The sequence below is a fragment of the Acidisoma cellulosilyticum genome (assembly GCF_020621385.1).
GTDB classification, from domain to species: domain Bacteria; phylum Pseudomonadota; class Alphaproteobacteria; order Acetobacterales; family Acetobacteraceae; genus Acidisoma; species Acidisoma cellulosilyticum.
This window is the reverse complement of sequence record NZ_JAESVA010000003.1, coordinates 298,909-318,637: the sequence shown is the minus strand read 5'-3', so window position 1 is coordinate 318,637 and position 19,729 is coordinate 298,909. Positions and strand designations below refer to the sequence as shown.

Annotated in this window: 21 protein-coding genes; 19 read left to right on the top strand and 2 right to left on the bottom strand. The window is 62.0% G+C overall.

Annotated features, from left to right (window positions below; genetic code table 11):
• The first annotated feature begins 54 nt into the window (after positions 1-54).
• The 8 genes from ACELLULO517_RS10180 (at position 55) to ACELLULO517_RS10145 (ending at position 6,483) form a co-directional block, all read left to right on the top strand.
• Positions 55-555 carry an SUF system Fe-S cluster assembly regulator gene (locus tag ACELLULO517_RS10180; protein WP_227307257.1) on the top strand — a complete coding sequence of 167 codons (501 nt, stop codon included), beginning with the start codon at positions 55-57 and terminating at the stop codon, positions 553-555.
• A gap of 5 nt (positions 556-560) precedes the next feature.
• Positions 561-2,048 carry a Fe-S cluster assembly protein SufB gene (gene sufB / locus ACELLULO517_RS10175; RefSeq protein WP_227307256.1) on the top strand — a complete coding sequence of 496 codons (1,488 nt, stop codon included), beginning with the start codon at positions 561-563 and terminating at the stop codon, positions 2,046-2,048.
• Between the two features lie 11 nt (positions 2,049-2,059).
• Positions 2,060-2,818: a Fe-S cluster assembly ATPase SufC gene (sufC, locus tag ACELLULO517_RS10170; protein ID WP_227307255.1), complete on the top strand. Its 759-nt coding sequence runs from the start codon at positions 2,060-2,062 to the stop codon at positions 2,816-2,818.
• The gene (gene sufD, locus ACELLULO517_RS10165; RefSeq protein ID WP_227307254.1) at positions 2,818-4,113 is read left to right on the top strand and encodes a Fe-S cluster assembly protein SufD; all 1,296 of its coding nucleotides are present in this window, start codon (positions 2,818-2,820) and stop codon (positions 4,111-4,113) included. The genes sufC and sufD overlap by 1 nt, the downstream gene beginning before the upstream one ends.
• Positions 4,110-5,360 carry an aminotransferase class V-fold PLP-dependent enzyme gene (locus tag ACELLULO517_RS10160; RefSeq protein ID WP_227307253.1) on the top strand — a complete coding sequence of 417 codons (1,251 nt, stop codon included), beginning with the start codon at positions 4,110-4,112 and terminating at the stop codon, positions 5,358-5,360. Before sufD ends, ACELLULO517_RS10160 begins: the two co-directional genes overlap by 4 nt.
• A 20-nt stretch (positions 5,361-5,380) precedes the next feature.
• Positions 5,381-5,779, top strand: coding sequence for an SUF system Fe-S cluster assembly protein (locus ACELLULO517_RS10155; protein WP_227307252.1), 399 nt, complete (start codon positions 5,381-5,383; stop codon positions 5,777-5,779).
• 17 nt (positions 5,780-5,796) lie between these two features.
• On the top strand, positions 5,797-6,180 hold the full coding sequence (locus ACELLULO517_RS10150) for a HesB/IscA family protein (RefSeq protein ID WP_227307251.1): 384 nt from the start codon (positions 5,797-5,799) through the stop codon (positions 6,178-6,180).
• 102 nt (positions 6,181-6,282) lie between these two features.
• Positions 6,283-6,483: a hypothetical protein gene (locus ACELLULO517_RS10145; protein WP_227307250.1), complete on the top strand. Its 201-nt coding sequence runs from the start codon at positions 6,283-6,285 to the stop codon at positions 6,481-6,483.
• A 68-nt stretch (positions 6,484-6,551) separates the two neighbouring features.
• On the opposite strand, the gene ACELLULO517_RS10140 is transcribed toward ACELLULO517_RS10145, so the two are convergent.
• Positions 6,552-6,944: a VOC family protein gene (locus ACELLULO517_RS10140; protein WP_227307249.1), complete on the bottom strand. Its 393-nt coding sequence runs from the start codon at positions 6,942-6,944 to the stop codon at positions 6,552-6,554.
• 98 nt (positions 6,945-7,042) lie between these two features.
• Here ACELLULO517_RS10140 and ACELLULO517_RS10135 point away from each other — a divergent pair, with 98 nt between their 5' ends.
• Positions 7,043-7,294 carry an AbrB/MazE/SpoVT family DNA-binding domain-containing protein gene (locus ACELLULO517_RS10135; RefSeq protein WP_227307248.1) on the top strand — a complete coding sequence of 84 codons (252 nt, stop codon included), beginning with the start codon at positions 7,043-7,045 and terminating at the stop codon, positions 7,292-7,294.
• Complete coding sequence (locus ACELLULO517_RS10130; RefSeq protein WP_227307247.1) at positions 7,291-7,689, top strand: type II toxin-antitoxin system VapC family toxin; 399 nt, start codon at positions 7,291-7,293, stop codon at positions 7,687-7,689. Before ACELLULO517_RS10135 ends, ACELLULO517_RS10130 begins: the two co-directional genes overlap by 4 nt.
• Here ACELLULO517_RS10130 and hydA read toward each other — a convergent pair whose 3' ends face one another.
• Positions 7,690-9,129, bottom strand: coding sequence for a dihydropyrimidinase (hydA, locus tag ACELLULO517_RS10125; protein WP_227307246.1), 1,440 nt, complete (start codon positions 9,127-9,129; stop codon positions 7,690-7,692).
• 131 nt (positions 9,130-9,260) lie between these two features.
• On the opposite strand from hydA, the gene ACELLULO517_RS10120 reads away from it, so the two are divergent.
• The 9 genes from ACELLULO517_RS10120 to ACELLULO517_RS10080 all read left to right on the top strand — a co-directional run bounded on the left by ACELLULO517_RS10120 (position 9,261) and on the right by ACELLULO517_RS10080 (position 19,729).
• Complete coding sequence (locus tag ACELLULO517_RS10120) at positions 9,261-10,592, top strand: NAD(P)-dependent oxidoreductase (protein WP_264481431.1); 1,332 nt, start codon at positions 9,261-9,263, stop codon at positions 10,590-10,592.
• Positions 10,593-10,610: 18 nt separating this feature from the next.
• On the top strand, positions 10,611-11,909 hold the full coding sequence (preA, locus tag ACELLULO517_RS10115; RefSeq protein ID WP_227307245.1) for an NAD-dependent dihydropyrimidine dehydrogenase subunit PreA: 1,299 nt from the start codon (positions 10,611-10,613) through the stop codon (positions 11,907-11,909).
• Complete coding sequence (locus tag ACELLULO517_RS10110) at positions 11,906-13,162, top strand: Zn-dependent hydrolase (RefSeq protein ID WP_227307244.1); 1,257 nt, start codon at positions 11,906-11,908, stop codon at positions 13,160-13,162. Before preA ends, ACELLULO517_RS10110 begins: the two co-directional genes overlap by 4 nt.
• A gap of 3 nt (positions 13,163-13,165) precedes the next feature.
• Entirely contained in the window at positions 13,166-13,990 is an 825-nt protein-coding gene (locus ACELLULO517_RS10105; protein ID WP_227307243.1) for an ABC transporter ATP-binding protein, read from the top strand.
• Between the two features lie 211 nt (positions 13,991-14,201).
• Positions 14,202-15,065, top strand: coding sequence for an ABC transporter permease (locus ACELLULO517_RS10100; protein WP_227307242.1), 864 nt, complete (start codon positions 14,202-14,204; stop codon positions 15,063-15,065).
• Positions 15,062-16,021 carry an ABC transporter permease gene (locus tag ACELLULO517_RS10095; protein ID WP_227307241.1) on the top strand — a complete coding sequence of 320 codons (960 nt, stop codon included), beginning with the start codon at positions 15,062-15,064 and terminating at the stop codon, positions 16,019-16,021. Before ACELLULO517_RS10100 ends, ACELLULO517_RS10095 begins: the two co-directional genes overlap by 4 nt.
• A 143-nt stretch (positions 16,022-16,164) precedes the next feature.
• Entirely contained in the window at positions 16,165-17,205 is a 1,041-nt protein-coding gene (locus tag ACELLULO517_RS10090) for an ABC transporter substrate-binding protein (RefSeq protein WP_227307240.1), read from the top strand.
• A gap of 139 nt (positions 17,206-17,344) precedes the next feature.
• Positions 17,345-18,586 (top strand): branched-chain amino acid ABC transporter substrate-binding protein, encoded by a 1,242-nt coding sequence (locus ACELLULO517_RS10085; RefSeq protein ID WP_227307239.1) that lies wholly within the window; start codon positions 17,345-17,347, stop codon positions 18,584-18,586.
• 213 nt (positions 18,587-18,799) lie between these two features.
• A complete protein-coding gene (locus tag ACELLULO517_RS10080; protein WP_227307238.1) occupies positions 18,800-19,729 on the top strand; it encodes a branched-chain amino acid ABC transporter permease in 930 nt (309 codons plus the stop codon).

Genomic DNA, 19,729 nt, shown 5'->3' with positions numbered 1-19,729 from the left:
CTGCCTTTCAAAACAGGACTAGCTTGGTCCTGAATGAACGGGTAGAAGAGAGCCATGTTGAAACTGTCCAAATTGACGGACTACGCGGTCGTCGTGCTGGTGCGGCTGGGCGATGATTTTGCCCTGCAAACCTCGGGTGGAATCGCGGCCGCGACCGGCGTGCCGGAACCGACCGTCGCCAAAGTTCTGAAAATCATGACCACGGCCGGCCTTGTCTGCTCCCAACGTGGGGCGCGGGGCGGCTATCGGCTCGCCCGTTCGCTGTCAGCCATTCCGGTGGCCGATGTGATTACCGCGATCGACGGGCCGATTGCATTGACCGCCTGCGTCGAGCATTCGCCCGCGATCTGCGACAGTTCAGCCCTTTGCCCCGTCAAGGGGCGCTGGGACCGCGTCAATTCGGCGATTTTGGATGCATTGTCCGGGATCAGTCTTGCGGATATGCGTCCCCCCGCACGGGACGTGGTGCCTGTGCAACCCCTGTCTGAGGCGAGCGCTATGCAATCCTATCATCCAGCCGGCGCCTCCGTTTCCACCACAGCCTTTGTCGAGTAAGGCCAATGCCAGCAGTTGCAGAAACCCTAGAGACTGTCCGCTCCGTTACGGGCTCCACCTATAAGTGGGGGTTCGAGACCGATCTTGAGATGGACCTCGCGCCCAAGGGCTTGAACGAAGACACGATCCGCCTGATTTCGGACCGCAAGGGTGAGCCGGAATGGCTGCTCGCCTGGCGGCTGAAGGCTTTTGCCATGTGGCAGAAGATGGAAGAGCCGCATTGGGCGAAGCCCGGCTATCCGGTGATCGATTACCAGGACATCCACTATTACGCCGCGCCCAAAAAGAAGGGTAGCGGCCCGAAGAGCCTGGACGAGGTCGATCCCGAACTGCTTCGCACCTATGAGAAGCTCGGCATTCCGCTGAAGGAACAGGCGATCCTGGCCGGTGTCGAGCCGGGTGACGAGGAAAGGCTGCCGATGGCCGTCGATGCCGTTTTCGACAGCGTTTCGGTCGCGACCACCTTCCGCTCCACGCTCGCCAAAGCAGGCGTCATCTTCTGCTCGATCAGCGATGCGGTGCGCGAATATCCCGAACTGGTGCGCCAGTATCTGGGCAGCGTGGTGCCGGCGGGCGATAATTTCTTCGCGGCTCTGAACTCCGCCGTTTTCACCGATGGCAGCTTCGTCTTCATCCCGAAGGGCGTGAAATGCCCGATGGAACTCTCCACCTATTTCCGCATCAATGCGAAAAATACAGGGCAGTTCGAGCGAACGCTGATCATTGCCGAGGACGGTGCGTCGGTCAGCTATCTGGAAGGCTGCACCGCGCCGATGCGCGACGAGAACCAGCTGCATGCGGCGGTCGTCGAACTGGTGGCGATGGACGACGCCAAGATCAAATACTCGACCGTGCAGAACTGGTATCCGGGTGATTCGGAAGGCCGCGGCGGCATCTATAATTTCGTCACCAAGCGTGGCGCCTGCCGTGGCGCGCGCAGCCGCATCAGCTGGACGCAGGTCGAGACGGGATCGGCCATCACCTGGAAATACCCGTCCTGCATCCTGATCGGTGATGGCAGCGTCGGCGAGTTCTATTCGGTGGCGGTGACCAACAATCATCAGATGGCCGATACCGGCACCAAGATGATCCATATCGGCCGCAATACGAACAGCACGATCATCGCCAAGACGATCAGCGCCGGTCATTCCGACAGTACCTATCGTGGCCTCGTGCGGATGATGCCGAAGGCGCAGAACGCGCGGAACTTCACGCAATGCGACAGCCTGCTGATCGGCGATCAATGCGGCGCCCATACCGTGCCCTATATCGAAAGCCGCAATCCGTCGGCCAAGATCGAGCATGAGGCGACGACCTCCAAGATCGCCGAGGATCAGCTGTTCTATTGCCGCAGCCGGGGCCTTTCCCAGGAAGACGCGGTCGGTCTGATCGTGAACGGGTTCTGCAAGGATGTGTTGAAGGAGCTGCCGATGGAATTCGCCGTCGAAGCTCAGAAGTTGTTGGCCATAAGCCTCGAAGGCTCGGTGGGTTAAGGATCGCGTAGATGCTCGAAATCAAGGGACTGACCGCCGAGATCGACGGCAAGGAAATCCTCAAAGGGATTGATCTCACGATCCCGCAGGGTGAGGTTCATGCCGTCATGGGGCCGAACGGCGCCGGCAAATCCACGCTGTCCTACGTTCTCTCTGGCCGTGAGGGCTATGAGGTGACGGGCGGCACGGCGACCTTCAACGGCGTCGATATCCTGGCGATGGAACCGGAAGAGCGTGCGGCCGCCGGCATCTTCCTCGCTTTCCAATATCCGGTGGAACTGCCGGGCGTCGGCAATGCCAATTTCCTACGCACGGCGCTGAACTCCCTCCGCCGCGCGCGTGGCGAGGCCGAGCTCGACGCTGTCCAGTTTCTGAAACAGGCGCGGGCCGCCGTGAAGAAGCTCGCCATGTCCGAAGACATGCTGAAGCGGAACGTCAATGTCGGGTTTTCGGGCGGCGAGAAGAAGCGCAATGAAATTCTGCAGATGACGATGCTGGCACCTAAACTGGCGCTGCTCGACGAGACCGATAGCGGCCTCGACATCGACGCGCTGCGCATCGTGGCCGAAGGCGTGAACGCGTCGCGCGGCCCGGACTTCTCGGCCCTCGTCATCACCCATTATCAGCGTCTGCTGGACTATATCGTGCCCGATCATGTGCATGTGCTGGCCGATGGCCGCATCATCCGCTCCGGCGGTCCGGAACTCGCGAAAGAGCTGGAAGCCCAGGGCTATGCCGGCATCATCGGCGAGGCGGCGGAGGCGGCATAATGCAGGCCGTGACACAACAAGTAGCGGGCGAGGCCTTGAAAGGCTTCCTCGCACGGTATGACGGGCTGCGCGCCCGCCTGCCGGGCAATGCGGATGTGCGCGATGCGGCGGCGGCCGTGCTGCGCGAGCGCGGATTTCCGACGCCCAAGGATGAGCCCTGGCATTTCACCAATCTGCGTCCGATCACCGGTCTCGATTTTCAGGAGCCGATCGGCGATACGCAGGCGGGCGCCGATCTGCTGTCGCTGTTGCCCAAGGTTGAAGGCCCGCGGCTGATCTTCATCGATGGCCGCTACCGTGCCGATCTGTCGGTACTGCCCGAAGGGTTAGAGGTTCGGTCCTTCGCCGGAACGGGCCTTTTCGGTGCGCTGACAAAGCCGGAGCGTGACCGTGTGGTCGCACTCAACACCATGCTGACCGAAGACGGAATCATCATCGATGTGCCGGCCGGTTTCGATGCAGGCTTCCTGATGCTGGCGCAACTGACCAGCGGCAAGCATCGCCGGGTGGCCAGCCATCCGCGTCATCGCATCAGCCTGGGCGCCGATGCGCGTCTGGTGCTGCTGGAAGTCTCGGCCGGGATCGGCGAATATCTGAACAATCCAGTGATCGAGATCGCGATTGCCGAGGGCGCGCATCTGACGCACGGCCGCTTGCAGCAGGATGCCAAGGACGCCTTCCATCTCGGCACCATCTACGCCGATACGGCGGCGAATGCCGTCTATGATTGTTTCTCGCTCGCGCTGGGCGCCAAGCTGGGACGGACGGAAATTCATGCCCGTCTGGGTGGCGAGCAGGCGGCCGTGCATCTGAACGCGGCTCAGATCATGGGCGGCAATCAGGTCAGCGACTTCACGACCGCCATCTCTCATGACGCGCCGAATTGCCCGTCGCGCCAGACCGTGAAAAGCGTGCTGACCGGTAAGGCGCGTGCTGTGTTCCAGGGCCGCATCGAAGTGGCGCGGATCGCCCAGAAGACCGACGGCTACCAGATGAACCAGGCACTGCTTCTCTCGCCCGACGCCGAGATCAACAGCAAGCCTGAGCTGGAAATCTACGCCGATGACGTGAAGTGCAGCCATGGCGCGACGGTGGGTGCCCTGGACCCCGAGCAGCTGTTCTATCTGCGCAGCCGCGGCATACCGGCCGATCAGGCGCGGATGATTCTAGTGCGCGCCTTCCTGACGGACGCTTTCGAGGCTGTGGCGCATGAAGGCCTGCGCGACGTCTTCGAGCATGCGGTCGAGGAATGGTGGGCGACGACCGGTAAGGACGCGGAGGCGCCGAGCGCATGAACGCCATTCCGGGGCTGAGCAAGATGCCGTTTGATGTCGAGCGCATTCGCGCCGATTTCCCCATCCTGTCGCAGACGGTGCGCGGCCAGAAGCTCGTCTTCCTCGATAGCGGTGCCTCGGCACAGAAGCCCCGGGTCGTGATCGACGCGATGCGGGACGCGATGGAAACGCAATACGCGAATGTCCATCGCGGCGCGCATTGGATGAGCGAACGCACGACCGAGGCTTTCGAGGCGGTGCGGGATTCCACGGCACGCCTGATGAATGCCGGTTCCCGTGACGAGATCGTCATCACGCGCAATAGCACCGAGGCGATGAACCTCGTCGCTTACAGCTACGGGCGTGGCGTGATGAGACCCGGCCAGGCGGTGGTGATTTCCGAGATGGAGCACCATTCCAACATTGTGCCTTGGCAGTTGCTGCGGGATTCCCATGGAATCGAGCTGCGCGTCGCGCGGGTCACCGATAGCGGCGAGCTGGACATGGTGCATCTGGAAGACCTGCTGGCCGATGGAAAAGTCGGGCTCGTTTCCATCACCCATATGTCGAATGTGCTGGGCACCTACACCCCGGCAGAACGCATCGTGACACTGGCCCACGCGCATGGCGCGAAGGTCATGCTCGACGGCTCGCAGGCGATCGTTCACCGGAAAATCGATGTGCAGGCGCTGGACGTCGATTTCTATGCCTGGACCGGCCACAAGCTCTATGGCCCCACCGGTATCGGCGTGCTGTACGGCAAGCGCGAATTGCTGGAAGCCATGCCGCCCTTCATGGGCGGCGGCGACATGATTTCCTCCGTGACCTTTGAGCGCTCCACCTGGGCGCGGGTGCCGCATAAGTTCGAGGCGGGCACACCGGCCATTCTGGAGGGCATCGGTTTGAACGCTGCCATCCTTTATGTCGAGGCCATCGGCTATGACGCCATTTCCGCGCATGAGGCCGCATTGACCGAACATGCGCTGGCAAAGCTGTCTGCCGTCGAAGGCGTGACGATCTTCGGCCATGCGCAGGATCGGGGTGGCGTCATTTCCTTTGCGATGGCGGGTGCGCACGCGCATGATGTGGCGACGCTGCTTGACCGCTCGGGCATCGCCGTCCGTGCCGGGCATCACTGTGCCGAACCGCTGATGCAGCGGCTGGGCGTGGACAGCACCGCGCGTGCGACCTTCGGGGTCTATACGACGCTGGCCGAAATCGATTTCCTGGCCGAGACGCTCGGCCGCGTCAGAGCGTTTTTCGCCTGATGCCAGGGCAGGAGGGACAGATGGACGAGCTTAGCCAAAAGCCGGACGCGACCGAGGATCAGGCCGTGCATCACGCCTGGACGCCGGACGGCGAGGTTGCCCCGCCGGCCAAGGACGTGGTCAGCGAGGATTCCGTGATCGAGGCGATCGCGACCGTCTATGATCCTGAGATCCCGGTGAATATCTACGAACTCGGCCTTATCTATGCCGTCGATATCGCCGATGACGGCAAGATCAAGGTTGAGATGACGCTGACGGCGCCGGGTTGCCCTTCCGCGCAGGAATTGCCTGTCATGGTGCGCGAAGCCATCATGGTCGTGCCCGGCGTCACGGCTTGCGATGTCGAGACCGTCTGGGACCCGCCATGGGATATGAGCCGGATGAGCGATGAGGCTCGTCTTGCCATGAATATGTTCTGATCGAGGAGAAGGACGTTATGAGCCAAACCATCGAGACGGGTTCTGCCTCTCCGAAACCGGGCCGCCGGGCGTTGCCGCCGCTGATGAAACTGTCGGATGCCGCCGCCGCGCGCTTGGCCGCCCTTTACGCCGGTGGCCAGCAGGGCAAGCTGCTCAAGATTTCTGTCGGCACCAAGGGCTGCTCGGGCCTGTCCTACGACATGGACTTCGTCGATGCGGCCGGCCCGACCGATGAGGTCGTGACCGATAACGGCCAGACCGTGCTGGTCGATCGCAAGGCGAGCCTTTTCCTGATCGGGACGGAGATGGACTACAAGGTCGAGAAGCTTTCGGCCGGCTTCACCTTCGTCAATCCGAACGAAAAGGGCCGCTGCGGCTGCGGCGAAAGTTTTTACGTCTGACGATTAGGCCAAGGGCCGGGTCAGCTTCGATCAAACTGGATTTGCATTTCAGTTCGAACTAGTATCGTTTATCTGGCTGCCTGATCCGTTTGATGAGGCTGTATGAGCGAGACCGAAAGCCTGACGAATATGCTGCTGCGGGAAATTCGGGACGAGGTGAAATCCCTGCGTTACGAATTGGGCGATGTGCGGACGCTGTCACTCTCGACCTTCGACCGCGTGAAGCGGCTGGAACGGCGCTTGGAAGAGACCCGCGACGATCTGGAAACGACCATCAAGGCCGAAATTATGGCGCCGGCCTGAACTGGCGACGCGACCTGGAAAGCCGGCTGACTGCGATCGAGGCGAAGCAAGCAGGCGGGTGAAGGGCTTTAGGTGGCGGCCGGTTGGAGAAGATCCCAGCGGTTGCCGAGATAGTCCTGGAAGACGGCAACCGCGCCATAGACTTCCTGGCGCGGCTCTTCCTGAAAAATGACGCCCCTGGCCTTATAGGCCAGGACGTCCCGCCCCAGATCATCCGTATAAAGCACGCATAACACGCGACCGCCGGACTGGGCGCCCATCGCCTGCCGCTGCTTGTCGTTTTTCGCGACCGCCAAGCGGATCGCGACACCGCCGCCCGACGGCGTGATCTCCACCCAGCGATCCCCGCCGCCGCGATCGGTATCGACCGCAAGCCGGAAGCCCAGCGCGCCGACGTAATAGGCGATGGCCTTGTCATAGGCGTCGACGAGGAGGGTGATGGAGGCGATGCGCTGGGCCATGCGTCATGTACCGGCATAGGCAGGACAGAAGCAATCGCAGTTGAAAGTAATGCAAATATGCATTAATTATCATCAATGATGATGGAGGGAGTTGTGTATTGGCCATTCTCACGGTGACGGCACGCGGGCAGGTCACATTCCGCAAAGACGTACTCAATCACCTCGGAATCCGTCCTGGTGACAAGATCGAGGTAGATAAGCTCCCTGATGGTCGGGTTGGTCTGAGGGCAGCGCGCCCAGCCGCGAAGATTGAGGCTTTCTTCGGCCTGCTCGCCGGAAAATCTCATAAAGTGGCGACGATTGAAGAAATCAATGAAGCGGCTGCGGCGGGCTGGGCTGGCGAGCCGTGAAAGTTACGGCCGATACGAATATCCTTGTTCGCGCCTTGATGCAGGACGATGCGCGGCAGGCGGCAGCCGCGATGACAGTGCTAAGTGAGGCAGAGACAATCGCGATTTCGCTCTCGTCCTTATGCGAGTTGGTATGCGTGCTTCGGCGGATTTACAATCTCGGCAAGGAAGACATCCTAATCGCACTGACAACCTTGGTGAGTGCGGAGAATGTTGCGGTTGATCGCGCGGCGGTCGAGGCAGGTTTCGCTGTGCTGCAAGCAGGCGGCGATTTTGCAGATGGCGTGATCGCCTTTGAGGGGCGTTGGCTTGGCGGCGAAACTTTCGTCTCATTTGACAAGAAAGCTGTGTCCCTGCTCACGCAACAGGGACAAAGCGCCCAATTGCTGAGCTAACTACCGCACGACGCCCACGGGCTTTGTCGCCGCGTTGAGCTTGGATAGCGCCTCAAATGTCGGCGGAAAGCAGGGGCGGTCGATGTATCGGCCGGTGCCCTTCACCGTCCGCAAATCGCCCTTATGCCAGACGATCTTTCCCTGAGAGATCGTGGTCGCGGCAAGGCCAGTGACTTCCATCCCTTCGTAGATATTGAAATCGATATTCTGGTGATGGGTCTTGGCGGAAATCACACGGCTGGAGGACGGATCCCACAGAACCAGATCGGCATCGGCGCCGATTTCGACCGCGCCCTTGCGCGGGTGGATATTGAAGATCTTCGCGGTATTGGTGGAGGTGATGGCGACGAATTCCGACGGCGTCAGGCGCCCGCTGACGACACCATGATGCCAGAGCACGCTCATGCGATCTTCGATCCCGGCCGTGCCGTTGGGAATCAAAGTGAAATTGTCCTTACCGGCTGCCTTTTGCGGCGCGCAGAAGGCGCAATGATCGGTCGCCGTCGTCTGCAATTGACCTGACATCAATCCGGCCCAAAGCGCTTTCTGATGATGCTTGGGACGGAACGGCGGGCTCATGACATAGGCGGCGGCGCTTGCGAAATCCTTGTTCTGGTAGACGCTTTCGTCGATCACCAGTTGCTGCGGCAGAACCTCGCCATAGACGCGCTGACCGGCCGCGCGCGCGCGCGCGATGGCGCTAGCGGCTTCTTCCGTCGAGACATGGACGATATAGACCGGCGCGCCGATCAGCCCGGCAATGGTGATGGCACGCTGCGCGGCCTCCCCCTCAACGGCAGGCGGACGGGACAGCGCATGGCCTTCCGGTCCGGTGATGCCTTGCGCCAGCAAGGACTTCTGCATGAAGGCGACCGCTTCGCCATTCTCGGCATGGACGGTCGGGATCGCCCCCAACTCCAATGCGCGCGTAAAACTGCGCAGCAGGATATCGTCATCGACCATGATGGCGCCCTTATACGCCATGAAATGCTTGAAGCTGTTCACGCCATGGTCGCGCGCGAGGATACCCATCTCCTCATGCACCTGATCGGACCAATGGGTGACGGCGACATGGAAGCTGTAATCGGCCGCTGCCTTCTCGGCCCAGCCGCGCCAGGTCTTATAGCTTTCAAGTAACGACGCGCCGGGCGCGGGGATCACGAAGTCGATGATCATCGTGTTGCCGCCGGCCAGGCCGGCCGCCGTGCCGGTATAGAAATCCTCGCTGGCCACCGTGCCCATGAAGGGCAGTTCCATATGCGTATGCGGATCGATACCGCCCGGCATGACCAGCAATCCGCCGGCGTCCAGAATTTCCGCGCCCGCCGGCGCCTCCATATCCGGCCCGATCGCCTGGATCACGCCGCCTTCGCAGAGCACATCGGCCCGGTAACGCCGGTCGGCGGTCACAACCTCGCCGCCGCGAATGAGAAGGGACATGACTTCCTCCAAAGCGAAACGCTAGCCTATGGTGTACTGGCCAGACGGGCTTGGGAAGGCTCCGCCTTCGGTCCGTTGACACCTCGTGCTGCTTTCAGCAGCATCCATGGATCGTCAAAGCGGGGGACTGAATGTCGGAAGGGCTTGGCGAACAGATTTTAGGCAAGCACGCTTCGGTCGCGGAAGTGGCGATCAAGCTTGGGGAAATGGCGGCACCACTGTCGCGTGACGAGGCGCGGGTCGAGGCTGACCGCTGCTATTTCTGTTACGACGCGCCCTGCGTCGAAGCCTGCCCCACCGGCATCGATATTCCGGGCTTCATCGGCAAGATCCGCACCGGCAATGTGCGCGGCTCAGCTGTGACGATCCTGGAAAGCAATATCTTCGGCGGCGGCTGTGCCCGCGTCTGCCCCACGGAAATCCTCTGCGAGGAAGCTTGCGTGCGTGAAGCGCAGGAAGGCAAGCCGGTCACCATCGGCAGTCTGCAGCGCTATGCAACCGATGTTCTGATGGCAACCGGTGAGCAGCCTTTCACCCGCGCGCCGCTGACGGGCAAGCGCATCGCCGTGGTCGGCGCCGGCCCCGCCGGCCTCGCCTGCGCGCACCGGCTCGCTATGCTCGGCCATGACGTTGTGGTGTTCGAGGCGCGGCCCAAGCCCGGCGGCCTGAACGAATACGGCATCGCCGCCTATAAGGTGGTGGATGATTTCGCGCAGCGCGAAGTGGCTTTCATCCTGGGGATCGGCGGTATCACCATCGAATATGAGACGCCGCTCGGCCCGGATCTGACGCTCGATCATCTGCGGCAGGCCTTCGATGCGGTGTTTCTCGCGATCGGTCTGGCGGACCCCAATGCGCTCGGCGTGCCGGGCGAGGATCAGGCGGGCGTCATGGACGCGCTGGGCTTCATCGAGCTGCTGCGGCAGGACCCTGTGCAGGCGGCTGCGCTTGCGCGCGGGAATGTCATCGTCATCGGTGGTGGCAATACCGCGATCGATGCCGCGACGCAGGTGCGGTTGCTCGGTGCCGAGACCGTGACCTTGGCCTACCGCCGTGGGCCGGAGCAAATGGGAGCCACCAAGGTCGAACAGGAATGGGCGCAGACGCATGGCGTGACGATCCGCCATTGGCTGGCACCGGTCGCGATCGAGCACAGTGCGGTGGCATTCGGCCGAACCAGGCTGGACGCAGGAAAACTGGTCGTGACCGATGAGCGCGTGACCTTGCCCGCCGATCTGGTGCTGAAGGCCGTGGGGCAAAGTTTTCTGCCCGAACCGCTGACGCCGGCAAGCGCGCCAGCATCCTTCGCCAATCGTATCGGTGTGGATCAGACCTATCAGACCTCGCTGCCTGGCGTTTTCGCGGGCGGTGATTGCGTCAGCGCGGGCGAGGATCTGACCGTGCAGGCGGTCGCCCACGGGCGGGACGCCGCGATTGCCATCAACCGTTATCTGTCAACCTGACGAACGGAGACCGAAACCTTGGCCGACCTCTCCGTCAATTTCGCCGGCATCAAGTCACCCAATCCCTTCTGGCTGGCTTCCGCGCCGCCGACCGACAAGGAATATAATGTCGTCCGCGCGTTAAAGGCGGGCTGGGGCGGCGTGGTGTGGAAAACGCTGGGCGAGGACCCGCCGATCGTCAATGTTTCCAGCCGCTACGGGGCCGCCAGCTATGGCGGCAACCGTATCATGGGTTTCAACAATATCGAGCTGATCACGGATCGTCCGCTGGATGTGAACCTGCGCGAAATCAAATCCGTGAAACGGGATTTTCCGGATCGCGCGATCATCGTCAGTCTGATGGTGCCCTGCGAGGAAGATGCCTGGAAGAAGATTCTTCCTCTCGTCGAAGATACCGGCGCGGACGGGATCGAACTGAATTTCGGTTGCCCGCATGGCATGAGCGAGCGCGGCATGGGCGCGGCGGTCGGGCAGGTGCCCGACTATGTTGAAATGGTCACGCGCTGGTGCAAGCAGCACAGCCGCATGCCGACCATTGTGAAGCTGACGCCGAATGTGACGGATATTCTGGCGCCCGCGCGCGCCGCCTGGCGGGGTGGCGCGGATGCCGTGTCCCTGATCAATACGATCATGTCGATCATGTCGATCGATCTGGATGCCATGGCGCCGACGCCGGTGGTGGGCGGCATGGGCACGCATGGCGGCTATTGCGGCCCGGGCGTGAAGCCGATTGCACTGCGCATGGTGGGCGAAATCGCGCGTGACCGCGCAATGGCCGGTCTGCCGATCTCCGGCATCGGTGGCATATCAACCTGGAACGACGCGGCGGAGTATATCGCGCTCGGGTCAGGCACGGTGCAGATCTGTACCGCCGCGATGCATCATGGTTTCCGTATCATCGAGGATCTGACGGATGGTCTGTCCAATTGGATGGATCAGAAAGGCTATGCCCGCATCAAGGATTTTCAGGGCAAGGCGATTCCCAATTTCGTGCATTGGGAAGACCTCAATATCAATTTCAAGACGCTTGCCCATATCGACCAGGATCTTTGCGTCCAATGCGGCTTGTGTCACATCGCCTGCGAGGATACGGCGCATCAGGCGATCGGCGCCACGCGCGTGGATGGCAAGCGGCACTATGAGGTGATCGAGGCGGAATGCGTGGGCTGTAACCTATGTGCTCATGTCTGCCCGGTCGACAATTGCATCACCATGAACCCGGCCGAGACCGGCCTTGCCTTCTCGACCTGGAAAGAGCACCCGAACAATCCTTTGCGGGTGGATAATCCTCCGTTATCGACGAAAGCCTTGGTATGAGCCTCGCGACCAACCTTGCCATCGACCCCGTCCGTCTTTGGGACAGCATTCTGGACACCGCCAAAATCGGCGGCACGCCTAAGGGCGGCATCAAGCGGCTGACACTGACGGAGCTGGACGCCGACGTGCGGCGCTGGTTCATAGCCGCCTGCGAGGCTGCTGGTTGCGAGGTCAAGATCGACGATATGGGCAATATCTTCGCGCGCCGGCCGGGGAAGGATAACAGCCTGCCGCCGATCGCGATCGGCAGCCATCTCGATACCCAACCCACGGGCGGCAAGTTCGACGGTATCATCGGCGTGCTCTCGGGCCTGGAACTGCTGCGCACGCTGCAGGATGCGGGCTATGAGACGACCCACCCGATCGAGGTGATCGACTGGACGAATGAGGAAGGCAGCCGCTTCGCGCCGGCCATGCTCTCCTCCGGTGTTTTCGCGGGCAAGTTCACGAAGGACTGGGCCTATGCTCGCGAGGACCGCGACGGCGTGCGCTTCGGCGATGCGCTGCGCGATATCGGCTTCATCGGCGAGGAGCCCTGCGGCGACCATCCGCTGGCCGCGCATTTCGAGCTGCATATCGAACAGGGGCCGATCCTGGAGGCCGAGGACAAGGTCATCGGTGTCGTCACCGGCGTGCAGGGCATGCGCTGGTATGAGGTGACGGTGACGGGCGTCGACAGCCATGCGGGGTCCACGCCCATGTATCTGCGCCAGGACGCGCTGGTCGCGACCGCGCGGATGATCGAAGTCGTGCATCAGATCGCGCTGGAACACGGTCCCAATGCGGTCGGCACGGTCGGGCTGATCGAGGCGCGACCCAATAGCCGCAACGTTATTCCGGGCGAGACCTTCTTCACCGTCGATTTCCGGGACCCCGATGACACCGTGCTGGCCGTGATGGAGCAGAAGCTGACCGAGCGCTTAGCGACGGTCGCGGCTTCCAGCGGCGTTGCCGCCGACCTCACCTGTATCTGGAATTCGCCTTCCGTGCATTTCGACGCCGATTGCGTGGGCGCGGTGCGGGCGGCGGCGGTTCAGGCCGGCTTCGCGCATCGGAACATCATCTCTGGCGCGGGGCATGATTCGGCCTATGTCGCGGCGGTCGCACCCACGACGATGATCTTCGTGCCCTGCGCTGGCGGCATCAGCCATAATGAGATCGAAAGCGCCGAGCCTGGCCATGTCGCGGCCGGCGCCACCGTGCTGCTGCAGGCGGTGCTGGCGATGGATGCGAAGCTCTCGGGCCAAAGCTGAACGATGGACGCGCCCGAACGCCTGGCCGAGCTTTCGCATCGCTCCGCTTTGGCGGGGGCGGCAGTCGTCGCCGACAACCTCTCCATCCGGTTCGGGCAGGGCGAGACTGCGACGGCTGCCCTCTCTGACATCAGTCTGACCATCGGCCAGGGGGATTTCGTCTCCCTCATCGGCCCGTCCGGCTGCGGCAAGACGACGCTGCTGCGCGCCATTGCCGACCTCGTGCAGCCGACCTCCGGCCTGTTGCGGGTGAACGGTATGACGCCGGAGGCCGCCCGTCTGGCGCGGGCTTACGGCTATGTCTTTCAGGCGCCGGCTTTGCTGCCTTGGCGGTCGGTCGCGCGCAATGTCACCCTGCCGCTGGAGATCATCGGCATGGGTCGTGCCGAGCGGCAGGCGGAGGCCAAGCGCAATCTTGATCTCGTCGGCCTGGGTGATTTCGCGGGCAAATTTCCCTGGCAATTGTCAGGCGGCATGCAGCAGCGCGTCTCCATCGCCCGCGCGCTGAGTTTCAAGCCCAGCCTGCTGTTGATGGATGAGCCCTTTGGCGCGCTGGATGAGATTACCCGTGACGGGCTCAATCTGCATCTGCATGAGCTTTGGGCGCGCACCGGATTGACCGCTGTCTTTGTCACCCATTCGATCCCCGAAGCCGTCTTCCTCTCGACCCATATTGTGGTCATGTCGCGACGTCCGGGTCGGGTGGTGGAGGTGATCGAGAGCACCCTGCCGCGCGCGCGGCGGTTGGAAGACCGCGAGACGCCTGAGTTTCTGGCGTTGTCGAAGCGCGTCAGGACCGCGCTGCATGACGGCCATGGACATGCGTGAGATCACCGTCATGCCGGGCACCGACCCGTTACGGCGCCCAAACCTGGCCTGGGTGCCCGAACGGGTAGACCCGCGGAACAAGTCCGCGGGCGACGGGAAAAAATGTGCGCGGCGCATGACGAAATTGGTCTGGGCGCGCGAACGGGTAGACCCGCGGAACAAGTCCGCGGGCGACGGGAAAAAATGTGTCCGCGGGCGACGGTAGGGGCATATGACGCAGAAAATCCTGCCGATCGTGACCGTGCTGATCGCGGTGCTGATCCTTTGGTATGCGGCGGCGGTCTGGTTGAACGCGCCGCAGGCCGAAGCATTGATGGACCCCGATCAACCGCACGGGCTTTGGGCCTTGGCGCAAGCCTGCTGGTCGATGGATAGGCCGGTCTTGCCCGCGCCCGATCAGATCGCTTCGGCGCTGATCGACAGCGTCTTCGGTTTTCCCTTGTCCTCGCCGCGCAACCTGCTGCTGCAGGCGGGCTATACGGCCGCGACGACCGTTATCGGTCTTATCTTCGGGCTTATCTTCGGCATCCTGCTCGCCATCGGTATCGTGCATGTCCGCACGCTGGATCGTTCCGTGATGCCCTGGGTGATCGCGAGCCAGACCATTCCGATCCTGGCAATCGCGCCGATGCTGGTCGTGGCGCTGGGGTCCATGGGCGTCACCGGTTTGACGCCGAAGGCCGCGATCGTCGCCTATCTCACCTTCTTTCCGGTGACGGTCGGCATGGTGAAGGGCTTTCGCACGCCCGACCCCTTGCAGCTTGACCTGATGCATACCTATAGCGCCGGAGAGATGACGGTCTTTGCCAAGCTGCGCTGGCCCGCTGGCATGGCCTTTCTGTTTCCGAGCCTTAAAGTCGCCGTCGCCTTGGCCGTGACGGGCGCCATCGTCGCGGAAATGCCGACGGGCGCGCAGGTCGGCCTCGGCGCGCGCTTACTGGCGGGGAGCTATTACGGACAGACCATGATGATGTGGAGCGCGCTCGTCATGGCCAGTCTGCTTGCCTTGGCGGGGTTGCTGGCGGTGACGCTGCTGGAACGTGGCGTCGTTCTGATGCGGGGCGGACGGTTGTGAGCGGCCGCGCCGTTCGCGGCGTTCAGCGGGGCGGCGCGCAATGGATGATGGCGGCGGCCGGGCTGCTGTTTTGTACGCTGTCGTGGATTTCCCTGCGCAATTTCGGCGATCTTCCCTGGATCATGGCCGCGATTGCCCTGGTGCTCACGCTCACCGGCCTGTCGCTATTCGCGCGCGGTGATGACCGGGCCGACCGTATTGCCTCACCCTTGCTGTTCGGCCTGCTGGTGATCTGGCTGTGGGAGATGCTGGTGACGGGGCTGCATGTGCCCTTCGTCATTTTGCCCCCGCCGTCCAGGATCGCTCTCGCGATCGCCCATAATCTCCCGATCCTTTGGGCGGATTTCGTCCAGACCGTGCTGCATGCCGTGCTGGCGGGCTTTGCCCTGGGCTGCGGCATCGGCTTTCTGCTGGCGCTGGCCATCGACCGCTCGCCCTTCCTGCAGCGCGGGCTGACGCCGCTCGGCAATCTCATCAGCGCTTTGCCGATTATCGGCATCGCGCCGATCATGGTCATGTGGTTCGGCTTCGGCTGGCAGTCCAAGGCGGCGGTCGTGGTGCTGATGACCGTTTTTCCCATGCTGGTTAATACGCGGGCAGGGCTTGCCTCAACCGACGCCATGGAGCGGGATCTGATGCAGACCTATGCCGCCGGCTATTGGCGGACGCTGCTGAGCCTGCGCCTGCCGGTGGCCATGCCCATGATCTTCAATGCGTTGAAGTTGAATGCGACGCTCGCTTTGATCGGCGCCGTGGTGGCGGAGTTCTTCGGCACGCCGACCCGCGGCATGGGCTTCCGCATCTCGACCGAAGCCGCGCGCATGAACCTCGATATCGTCTGGGCGACGATCGTGGTGGCGGCCGTGACGGGCTGTGCGGCCTTCGTGCTGATCACCCTGATCGAGCGGGTCGTGACCTTCTGGCATCCGTCGATCCGTGGCGCCGACCGTCGCTAGCACGGCGTCCGGCCGATCCCGTAACGATCGAACCGTTTCTTGCCGCATTATTTCCCGCTGATCCTTGGCCTGCGGCATCAATCTTGCTGCGATGGCGCGTGATTGCTGCTTCACTATGCGCCTAAGCTCAATCTGGGGGGATTATGATGCGACAACCATGGCGGCGCTTCCTGCTCGGGGTCGGTGCTGCCTTTGCCCTGGGAGTTGGGGCATTGGCCACGACCGCACCGCTGACCGCGCGAGCGGCGCAGGCGGCCGATCCGCTCAGCCTGCAATTGAAGTGGGTCACGCAGGGCCAGTTCGTCGGCTATTACGTGGCTTTGGCGAAGGGCTTCTATAAAGCCGAGAATCTTGACCTGACGATCAAGCCGGGTGGCCCGGATATCAATCCCGATCAGGTCCTGGCCGGCGGTGGCGCGGACGTCGTGATCGACTGGATGCCTTCGGCGCTGGCAACGCGCGAGAAGGGCGTGCCCATCGTCAATATCGCTCAGGTCTTCCAGAATTCGGGTATGGAACTGACCTGCCGCCGCGATAGCGGCATCAAAACGCCGGCCGATTTCAAGGGCAAGACGCTCGGCGTCTGGTTCTCGGGCAATGAATATCCGTTTCTGTCCTGGATGGCGAAGCTGGGCTACAGTACCGATGGCGCCCATCCGGACGTGACGGTGCTGAAACAGGGGTTCAATGTCGATCCGCTGCTGCAGAAGGAGGCCGCCTGTATTTCGACCATGAGCTATAATGAATACTGGCAGTTGATCGAGGCCGGCATGAAGCCCGCTCAACTTCTGGTCTTCAAGTATCAGGCGGAACATGTCGCGACGCTGGAGGATGGCCTTTATGTTCTGCAATCCTCCCTGAATGACCCGGCAAAAGTGGATAGGCTCGCGCGATTCCTGAAAGCCTCGAAGGAGGGCTGGGATTATGCCGCGACGCATCAGGTCGAAGCGGTTCAAATACTGCTTGCGGCGGATACCGCTGGCGTCTTGACGAAGCAACATCAGACCCGCATGGTCGAAGGCATCGCGAAGCTGCTGGGGACCTCGCCCTGGGGCTATCTGCAGACTGCAGATTATCAGCGTACAGTCGAAGAACTTCTGTCGACGAAATCGACACCTGTGATCACAAAACAGCCCGATGGTGCCTATAGCCGGGTTGTTTGGGACAAAGCCTTCAAAAGCTAAGGCTTGACCACGCCCAAGGATTAACCCAAGCGTTATTTTCCATCTAGACTTCTCCTGTGGCGCGATGCTTGCTTGTGTCAGGCGGCGTCGTGCCTCAGCCCTCACACAGCGCGCAAGTTCTGATCTAGGAGATCTATTGATGATTACGAGACGTTCTGCGGCAACCCTTCTGGCAGGTACCGCATTGGGGGCAGCGCTCGGCCTGCCGCGCGGTGCGATGGCAGCGGATAGCAAGGTCATCATCATCGGCATCAACCTGCCCATCACGGGCTCGGATGCCGCCGGCGCCAAGCGCATGATGAACGGCGCGCTGCTGGGCATTCAGCAGGCCAATGACGCCAACGAACTGCCCGGCTACACGCTGAAGCCGCTCGTGCTGAACGATGCGACGGCAACGGCCGGCCAGTATGATCCGGCGCAGGCCGCGACCAATGCCCGCAAATTCGTCTCCAACGAGAAGGTTCTGGCCGCGATCGGGCCTGAGATGAGCGGCTCCGCCAAGGCGATGGCGCCGATCCTCAGCGAAGGCAATGTCGCGATGATCACGCCCTCCGCGACCAATCCGGACCTCACCAACCCGCAATTCGCCGCGCAGTATATGCCGAGCGGCAAGCCGACCTTCTTCCGCACCGTCACGACCGACGCCTTCCAGGGCCCGAACATGGCGAACTTCTATGCCGAGACGCTCGGCGTGAAGGATGTCTATGTGCTGGACGATAGCGGCGCTTACGGCGTGGGCCTGGCCGATGCCTTCCAGAAGCAGGCCGAAGCCAAGGGCCTGAAGATCCTCGGCCGTGACCGTCTCGACCCGACCGCGTCCGACTATTCGGCCGTTCTGACCAAGATCAAGTCGCTCAGCGCGACCTCGCTCTATTACGGTGGCGTCAGCGGCGCCGGCGTAAAGCTGGTGAAGCAGGCTTACGAAATCGTGCCGACCATCAAGAAGGGTGGCGGCGACGGCATGTATACGCCGGACATCACGACCGGTGCGGGCTTCCCGGCGGCCGAAGGTTGGTATGTGACCAACGCGTCGCCGCATATGACGGAAGATCCGAAGATCGCGAACTGGCTGAACGAATACACCTCCGCCTTCAACGGATCGCCGGATGACTACGCGATCACCGCCTATGACGGCGTGCTCGTTATTCTCGCCGCGCTGAAGAAGGTGATCGCGGAAGGCAAGCAGCCGACGCGTGAGAACGTGCGCGCGGCGATTGCGGGCTCCACCGTCGATACGCTGCAGGGCGCGGTCTCCTTCGACGCCAATGGCGACGTGAAGCAGCGCGTCGTCAGCGTGTTCCAGATCGTGCATAACCCGAGCTTCCCGCTCGATGACGCGATTCATCAGTTCAAATACATCGGCGTTGCGCCGCAGAGCTGATTGATTTTTGGTAAAAGGGGTGTCCCGTCAGGGGCGCCCCTTCTTCTTAAGATGCTGCACGGTCCGGCAAGATGACGCTTGGTCAATGCCCGTGTCGCGCATTCATTCCGTCAGATGGCCCGTCAGTATTCACGCTGACAAAGCTTGGGAATGAGATGGCGCTGCCTGCGGTTCACCTTAAAAATTTCTGTTGAGATCCGGGATCTTTTAAGAATGTCACCTTTCGATCTCCTCCTCCAGCAATTCGTCAACGGTCTCAGCCTGGGTGCGATGTATGCTTTGCTCGCGCTTGGCTTCACGATCGTTTACGGAATCATGGAGCTGATCAATTTCTCTCATTTCAATGTTTTCATGATCGGCTCTTTTGTCGCGATGGGCGTGCTCAGCCTGTTCGGCCTCAGTGGGCAGACGGTCCTGTTGCACGGCTTCCCGCTGGTCGGCGTGCTGGTGGTGGCGCTGGTCGTGACCATGGTCGCCTGCGGCATGCTGGGCGTTGGAATCGAAAGACTGGCCTTGAGACCGCTGCGCGGCGTGCAGGGTCCGATGGCGATGATCACCACCATCGGCGTGTCCTACGTTCTGTCGAATGCGGTCATGCTGACGATGGGGGCAAATACCAAGAACTTCCCGAACCCCATTCCGTCCGTCGCTTTGCACATCGGCACCGCGCAGATCACGGTGTTCCAGTTCATCATCTGGGCGCTGTCGGCCGTGTTGATGGGCGGGCTTTATTTATTCGTGCAGCGCAGCAAGCTGGGTAAGGCCATGCGTGCCACGGCGCAGGACCCCGATGCCGCGCTGATGATGGGTGTGGACGTCAACCGCGTCATCATGACCGCCTTCTTCCTGGGCTCGGCGCTGGCCGGCGCCGCCGGATTTATCTTCGGCCTTTACTACAACTTCACCAATTTCGGCATCGGCTTCACTGCCGGTCTGCGCGCCTTCACCGCCGCCGTGCTCGGCGGCATCGGCAATATTCCGGGCGCCATGATCGGCGGTCTCCTCATCGGTCTGATCGAAGCCATGGCCGGGCAGTATATCGGCGCCAAATGGGCCGATGTCATCATCTTCTCCCTGCTCGTCCTGGTTCTCGTCTGCCGTCCTGCCGGCCTGCTCGGGCGTCTTGCGCCCACCAAGTCCTGA

Bases quoted from the DNA above. Each gene is read 5' to 3' on its own strand.
- ACELLULO517_RS10180 (WP_227307257.1), top strand. From the start codon at position 55: ATGTTGAAACTGTCCAAATTGACGGACTACGCGGTCGTCGTGCTGGTG.
- sufB (WP_227307256.1), top strand. From the start codon at position 561: ATGCCAGCAGTTGCAGAAACCCTAGAGACTGTCCGCTCCGTTACGGGC.
- sufC (WP_227307255.1), top strand. From the start codon at position 2,060: ATGCTCGAAATCAAGGGACTGACCGCCGAGATCGACGGCAAGGAAATC.
- sufD (WP_227307254.1), top strand. From the start codon at position 2,818: ATGCAGGCCGTGACACAACAAGTAGCGGGCGAGGCCTTGAAAGGCTTC.
- ACELLULO517_RS10160 (WP_227307253.1), top strand. From the start codon at position 4,110: ATGAACGCCATTCCGGGGCTGAGCAAGATGCCGTTTGATGTCGAGCGC.
- ACELLULO517_RS10155 (WP_227307252.1), top strand. From the start codon at position 5,381: ATGGACGAGCTTAGCCAAAAGCCGGACGCGACCGAGGATCAGGCCGTG.
- ACELLULO517_RS10150 (WP_227307251.1), top strand. From the start codon at position 5,797: ATGAGCCAAACCATCGAGACGGGTTCTGCCTCTCCGAAACCGGGCCGC.
- ACELLULO517_RS10145 (WP_227307250.1), top strand. From the start codon at position 6,283: ATGAGCGAGACCGAAAGCCTGACGAATATGCTGCTGCGGGAAATTCGG.
- ACELLULO517_RS10140 (WP_227307249.1), bottom strand. From the start codon at position 6,944: ATGGCCCAGCGCATCGCCTCCATCACCCTCCTCGTCGACGCCTATGAC.
- hydA (WP_227307246.1), bottom strand. From the start codon at position 9,129: ATGTCCCTTCTCATTCGCGGCGGCGAGGTTGTGACCGCCGACCGGCGT.
- ACELLULO517_RS10120 (WP_264481431.1), top strand. From the start codon at position 9,261: ATGTCGGAAGGGCTTGGCGAACAGATTTTAGGCAAGCACGCTTCGGTC.
- ACELLULO517_RS10110 (WP_227307244.1), top strand. From the start codon at position 11,906: ATGAGCCTCGCGACCAACCTTGCCATCGACCCCGTCCGTCTTTGGGAC.
- ACELLULO517_RS10105 (WP_227307243.1), top strand. From the start codon at position 13,166: ATGGACGCGCCCGAACGCCTGGCCGAGCTTTCGCATCGCTCCGCTTTG.
- ACELLULO517_RS10100 (WP_227307242.1), top strand. From the start codon at position 14,202: ATGACGCAGAAAATCCTGCCGATCGTGACCGTGCTGATCGCGGTGCTG.
- ACELLULO517_RS10090 (WP_227307240.1), top strand. From the start codon at position 16,165: ATGATGCGACAACCATGGCGGCGCTTCCTGCTCGGGGTCGGTGCTGCC.
- ACELLULO517_RS10085 (WP_227307239.1), top strand. From the start codon at position 17,345: ATGATTACGAGACGTTCTGCGGCAACCCTTCTGGCAGGTACCGCATTG.
- ACELLULO517_RS10080 (WP_227307238.1), top strand. From the start codon at position 18,800: ATGTCACCTTTCGATCTCCTCCTCCAGCAATTCGTCAACGGTCTCAGC.